This is a genomic window from Corynebacterium sp. AOP36-E1-14 (genome assembly GCF_052377495.1).
In the GTDB taxonomy this organism is placed as follows: domain Bacteria; phylum Actinomycetota; class Actinomycetes; order Mycobacteriales; family Mycobacteriaceae; genus Corynebacterium.
Window position 1 is genome coordinate 1 of record NZ_JBQSWV010000057.1, and the last position, 5125, is coordinate 5125.

The 5125-nt window shown below is 60.0% G+C and carries 10 protein-coding genes; all 10 read left to right on the forward strand.

Annotated features, from left to right (window positions below):
- Window positions 1-1230 (forward strand): tyrosine-type recombinase/integrase (locus ACT3TD_RS14570; RefSeq protein ID WP_444638065.1); only part of this gene is annotated, 1230 nt, incomplete at its 5' end.
- The gene (locus ACT3TD_RS14575; RefSeq protein ID WP_444615123.1) at window positions 1227-1733 is read left to right on the forward strand and encodes a hypothetical protein; all 507 of its coding nucleotides are present in this window, start codon (window positions 1227-1229) and stop codon (window positions 1731-1733) included. The genes ACT3TD_RS14570 and ACT3TD_RS14575, both read left to right, overlap by 4 nt.
- A 167-nt stretch (window positions 1734-1900) precedes the next feature.
- A complete protein-coding gene (locus ACT3TD_RS14580; RefSeq protein ID WP_444615122.1) occupies window positions 1901-2125 on the forward strand; it encodes a helix-turn-helix domain-containing protein in 225 nt (74 codons plus the stop codon).
- Window positions 2126-2279: 154 nt separating this feature from the next.
- Window positions 2280-2501 carry a helix-turn-helix transcriptional regulator gene (locus ACT3TD_RS14585; RefSeq protein WP_444615121.1) on the forward strand — a complete coding sequence of 74 codons (222 nt, stop codon included), beginning with the start codon at window positions 2280-2282 and terminating at the stop codon, window positions 2499-2501.
- A gap of 1 nt (window position 2502) precedes the next feature.
- Entirely contained in the window at window positions 2503-2661 is a 159-nt protein-coding gene (locus tag ACT3TD_RS14590; protein ID WP_444615119.1) for a hypothetical protein, read from the forward strand.
- Window positions 2658-2990 carry a hypothetical protein gene (locus tag ACT3TD_RS14595; RefSeq protein WP_444615117.1) on the forward strand — a complete coding sequence of 111 codons (333 nt, stop codon included), beginning with the start codon at window positions 2658-2660 and terminating at the stop codon, window positions 2988-2990. Before ACT3TD_RS14590 ends, ACT3TD_RS14595 begins: the two co-directional genes overlap by 4 nt.
- Window positions 2991-2992: 2 nt before the next feature.
- A complete protein-coding gene (locus ACT3TD_RS14600) occupies window positions 2993-3505 on the forward strand; it encodes a hypothetical protein (RefSeq protein WP_444615115.1) in 513 nt (170 codons plus the stop codon).
- A gap of 166 nt (window positions 3506-3671) precedes the next feature.
- Window positions 3672-3836: a helix-turn-helix transcriptional regulator gene (locus ACT3TD_RS14605; protein ID WP_444638067.1), complete on the forward strand. Its 165-nt coding sequence runs from the start codon at window positions 3672-3674 to the stop codon at window positions 3834-3836.
- On the forward strand, window positions 3836-3976 hold the full coding sequence (locus ACT3TD_RS14610) for a hypothetical protein (RefSeq protein ID WP_444615111.1): 141 nt from the start codon (window positions 3836-3838) through the stop codon (window positions 3974-3976). The genes ACT3TD_RS14605 and ACT3TD_RS14610 overlap by 1 nt, the downstream gene beginning before the upstream one ends.
- 236 nt (window positions 3977-4212) lie before the next feature.
- A partial coding sequence (locus ACT3TD_RS14615) for a bifunctional DNA primase/polymerase (RefSeq protein ID WP_444638066.1) occupies window positions 4213-5125 on the forward strand: 913 nt, incomplete at its 3' end.

A 5125-nucleotide genomic window follows, 5' to 3' on the forward strand; every position in this document is an offset into this window, starting at 1 on the left:
CGACGACAGGACCCCGCCATGCCGCGCAAGAAAGCACGTACCCGCCGAAGCTTTGGACGACTCGATCAGCTACCGTCCGGCCGCTGGCGCGCGCGGTACACAGCACCCGACGGAACGAGCGTCAAGGCCCCCGCCACCTTCCCGGAGAAGATCGACGCTGAGGGCTGGCTATCAGACGAGCGCCGCCTTATTGATCTCGGAGCGTGGACCTCACCGACTGAGCGCCGAAAGGCAGAGGAAGCGGCGGAAGAGCGAGATAGCCTCACCGTGCGGGTGCTCTGCGAGCGCTGGCTCAACGCGGGGCACCTCAAGGCCTCTACCGCCCAGAGCCACATGAGCAAGCTGAACCTACGGGTGCTGTGCACCGCACTGGCGGATGAACCGATCGCGACCGTCGACCGTGCACGGATCGTTGAGTGGTGGACCGAGGTGCAAGAGCGCTGGCCCGATACCGGTAACAGCAACTCGAGCGCATACAAGCGACTGCACACGGCCTTCCAGTACGCCGTCGACGAACTCGAGGTGCTGGACATCAACCCTGTCAAGATCAAGGGTGCTGGCAAGGCACCGCGCCCGCAGACCCGTGACCGACCGGTAATTACCGTGACCGAAGCCCAGACGCTCACCGACAACATGGGTGCCACCTTGCAGGTGCCGATGATGCTGTTGCTGTGGACAGGGCTACGAATCGGAGAACTGCTCGAGCTACGACGTAAGGACATTCACGGACTGAGCGGGACGGGGGCGGTGACGCTGAGTGTTCGACGTACCGCACAGCGGATGGAAGACACAGAGACAGGCCGACAGGTCATGGTGCCGTTCGACACACCGAAGTCGGATGCCGGTAACCGGAACATCGGCGTGCCCGCCCACGTTGCCACCCGTCTACGGGAGCACTGCGACAGGTACGTAGACACCGGAGCCGAAGCGTTGATCGTCACCACCCGCACCGGGGCACAGATGCTTGACACCACCTGGCGCAGTCGCATGGTGCCCGCCAAGCGTGCCGCCGAGCGCGAGGACATAACGCCCCATGATTGCAGGCGGTTCTACGGGACCATGCTCGTCACCAACGGGGTCAGCCTCGAGGAAGCACGGCGGCTCATGGGACATGAGAACGTCGAACAGCTCATGGACTACCAACGCGCCGCGAGCGGGTATGAGACCCGAGCGGCTGATGTGCTCAACGAGCTAGTGACGACCGAGAAGAAGAAGGGCACGGAGTCATGAGCTGGCAGACAGCGGTTGGACGTTTCTACCAACTGAATCCCGAAGCCCTGAAAGCTGAGCGGCTAGCGGAGGTTCGCTGTAACCGAGGCTGCCTGCTCGCCACCGCTGTGCAGCTGGCAGGTGAGCGGGTAACGATCGTCCACACCCACACCACAAACTCGCTACCGCCTACGGGGGTCAACGCAGCCGCGCCTACTGACACCACCAATGCGGACGCGCTGGCAAAACGGATAGCGACCATGACCGGCACGGATCTATTCGAAGCCCTCCGCGCCGGGGAGATAACCGAGGCTCAGCTTGAGGGGCTGTACCGCGCGACAGGGGATCTGCGGCAGATCAGCTATCTAGCCACCCGTGCCGACATGCTTAGCGGCGGCAACGCGTGGACCTTCACCCGCTGCAAGCACGTCCGGGGGTATCTCACGGCAGAGCACTACAACCACAGCAGGAACCGCCCATTGAAGGTCTCAGCGTTGCCGACCGAATGGGGACGGAAGCGGTAGCCCACGAGCGCCGAGAGATGGACTACTGCGCCGTTTTAGGCCCATGAGTAGACAGCTTGGTGCAGACTGTGTAGTCTGACCGACAACTGAATACACGCGGCTTGCTGTTGCTATGGCGAACACCCCGGACTTGAGCTATCCGGACCTCAGAAAGAGGTCAGTTCACCATGCCAACCGCACGCCGCGTTTCTGCGTCTACACACTCCCCCACCGCGCCTGCTGAGCGTTATGTCTCACTAGCAGATGCCGCCGACCACTTCGCTGTCAGTGATAAGACTCTGCGGCGCTACATCGCTGAGCGGAAGATTCCCGCCCGTCGTCTTGGACGGCAAGTCCGGGTGAAGATCTCCGAGGTAGAGGCCGCCATGGACCTCATGGGTAGCGCCGCGTGAACGCCCAATCCGTCAGAACGGTTGGAGGGTACCTCGGTGCGCCCAACGCGTCCCCGACGCCGCTATGGGCCTCTCAGCGCCGCCGATTGGGGTCAAAATGAACCAGAATGAAGATAAACGCCTCTAATTCGTCTATTATGCTACGATTAGCATCGTGAAGACCACAGAAGAAAGGAAAGACGCAATGAAGCTCGATGAAAGTCAGGGGCTTGATCGGACGATCGACTCCGCTCAGCTCGCCGCCATTCTTGGAGTGAGCGCCCGATCGGTTCACCAGATGGTGAGGCGCGGTGAAGGCCCGCCCGCAGTGAAAATCGGGAATTTGACGCGGTTCAGCGTTGGAGCCATTAATCGCTGGCTCGCCGGGGAGGAATGACATGGCCCACTCACGCACCGATGACATGCGCCGGGAGCCCCAGGGACTATCGACCTACCTGCCCGCCGAGAACGTTCGGGAGACGGGCAGTGAGACCCGATTCCAGACGACTGACGGACTAGCCCGCTACATCATCGACAACCAGAAGGAGACCAAGTGAAGAATCTAGAGCCCACAGAAGTAAAGACCCGACCGGTACTCGCTCAAGACCCGGAGAAGAAGTGGCCTGCCGACACAGACCGTTCACTCGTTGCGTGGCTGAAAGACCGACCTAACTATTCGCGAGACTGGATCGTTGATCCGGAGTACATCGCGGAGCCGCAGACGTTCATCTCGAGGCCTGCTGAGCTGACGGATCGAGACTTGCTCACGCTGTCGAAGATGCCGGGTAACTATGCACGGAGCGGATACACGGTCACGATAACGCCGGAGAACGACCGACTGAAGATTTCCATCACTAACGAGCCTAAGACGATCTGGGAGCAGTAAATATGATTACATCGAAGACACGTAAGAACGAAGGATTTTCTGAGCTGCACACTGCAGTAATCCGAGCTGAGTACGCTGTGGCGACAAAGCGCGACCGTGGTGAGGTCGGTGAGGTCGAGCAAGCCCAGGAAGACCGGGACCACGCAGTCCACGCCCTTTCTGCCGCGTTGCCTATCGAGTTCAAGCGGATCGCGGAGCATGCAGAGACAGGAACGGAACTGGTCGCTGAAGCTCTGATGGCCCTGTACCCCTCCCTGACCGTCGCACAGGACGACAGGCTGGCCATCTCCCACAACGAGCCGTTCAGTGACCTCGAGGCCGCTTACAACGAGGAAGCCATCGCCGTGAACGCGGGCAGGTTGCTCGATGACCTTGCGAACAATTGGGATGAGCTGGTCGAAAAGGCGGACCTCTCCAAGAGTGCCAAGGAGACCGCCACTGAGGCCCGTCGAATCTTCAAGTCCCCGCAGAGCTGGTCCACGGTGGTCGAGCTGATTGCGGCAATTCGCGGGTAAGTCGAAAGCCGGAAGTAGCCTCTAGAGTGCCGTCTACGAACCGTAGGCGGCATTCCTTCCTTCGAGGAAGTAATGGCAGCAGAAGAGAGCTGCACAAATCTCAAACTCATGCTAAACTCAGGAACAGGCACAACAACTAGGAGGAAAGATGCCATTGCACGACCGTATGACCACAAAGCAGGTCGCTGAATACATCGGCAGCCCCAATGCAACCGTCCATTCATGGCGACACCGCGAGGTAGGTCCCGACTACTTCCGCGTTCAGGGTCGGGTGTACTACTGGAAGTCCGATATCGATCACTGGCTGACCGAGCAGGGAGCGACTGCATAATGTTCAAGAAGAAGGACGCAACCACAGACCAGCGACTCAGGGCCGAACTTGACGACATCCGCCGGGGTGTCGACAAGCTCATTAAGGACGGACTGGACTACGACCGGAGGATGAGAGAGGTGGTGTCCCATGTTTCGTGAACCAGTGCTCAATGTTCGGGTCCGCGATATGGCCGCTTTCTACGCCTATAGCGGATGTTATGCCGAGCCCACGGGTAACCCCACCCGCCACACAAAAAGCGAGCCCCGACCTGCGGGGCTCGCTTCTGAAAGGACACACATCATGACCTGACCAATTTAACAACCAAATAACAAACCGAACCCGACCAAGGGAGTTTCAATTTGACTGTTCAACACACCGAACTAAGGAGTTCATCATGCAGTATAACACAAGCACCGCCGAGGTCAAGACGAACTTTGACCAGATCAGCACCGCCGTAGAAGCGTACGTCCATGCCGGATGGTCGCCCATCCCCGTGAAGCTCAACGAGAAGAAGCCGAAGCTGAGGGGTTGCACCGGCAACATTCCGGCACTGACCGACGACGAGACCCGCGCCCTGTGGGCTGAGGTCGATGACCAAGAAGTCAACATCGGCATTCGTCTGCCGGAGACCGTCATCGTCCTGGACGTTGACGAGTATCAGGACAAGCACGGGGCCGACACTCTGGCAGCACTCGAGGAGAAGTACGGGGCTCTCCCGAAGACACTCACCAGCACCCGGCGCGGGGCAGACTCACGGTCGCGGCACTACTTCTTCCGTGTCCCTGCCGGGTTCAAGTGGGTGTCGGCGCTCGGGGATGGCATTGAGATCCTGCAGGCGACCCACAGGCTCTCGGTGGTCCACCCGTCGTCGAAGGACGGTCAAGTCTATTACTGGTACGCCCCGGACGGAAGCTTGTACGAGGGCATCCCGCGTGTCGATGGTCCGATCATCGCAGATCTTCCCCCGGCATGGATCGAGCCGTTGAAGAAGGATTCTTTGAAGCCGGTCAACCGTCCCGATGAGAGGTTCATCGGCACCAGCGCGGCTGAGGATGCTCTGTCCTGGCTGGAAGGTGTCACCCTTGGCTACGACGCGCCCATGGGTTCTGTGTTCGCCAAGATGCTGTCCGGCGATGAGCTGGACGAGCTGAAGGCCGATCTGAGCAGTAATGGGCACGACACGATGATCCGCAAACAGCGGTGGGCTATCCGCCTGGCCGCTCTGGACGGTGAAAACGGTCTCAAGGCCGCTCTGGGCACCCTAGAAGGCCTGTTCGTTGATGAGGTCACTACGCATGGTCGCTCTA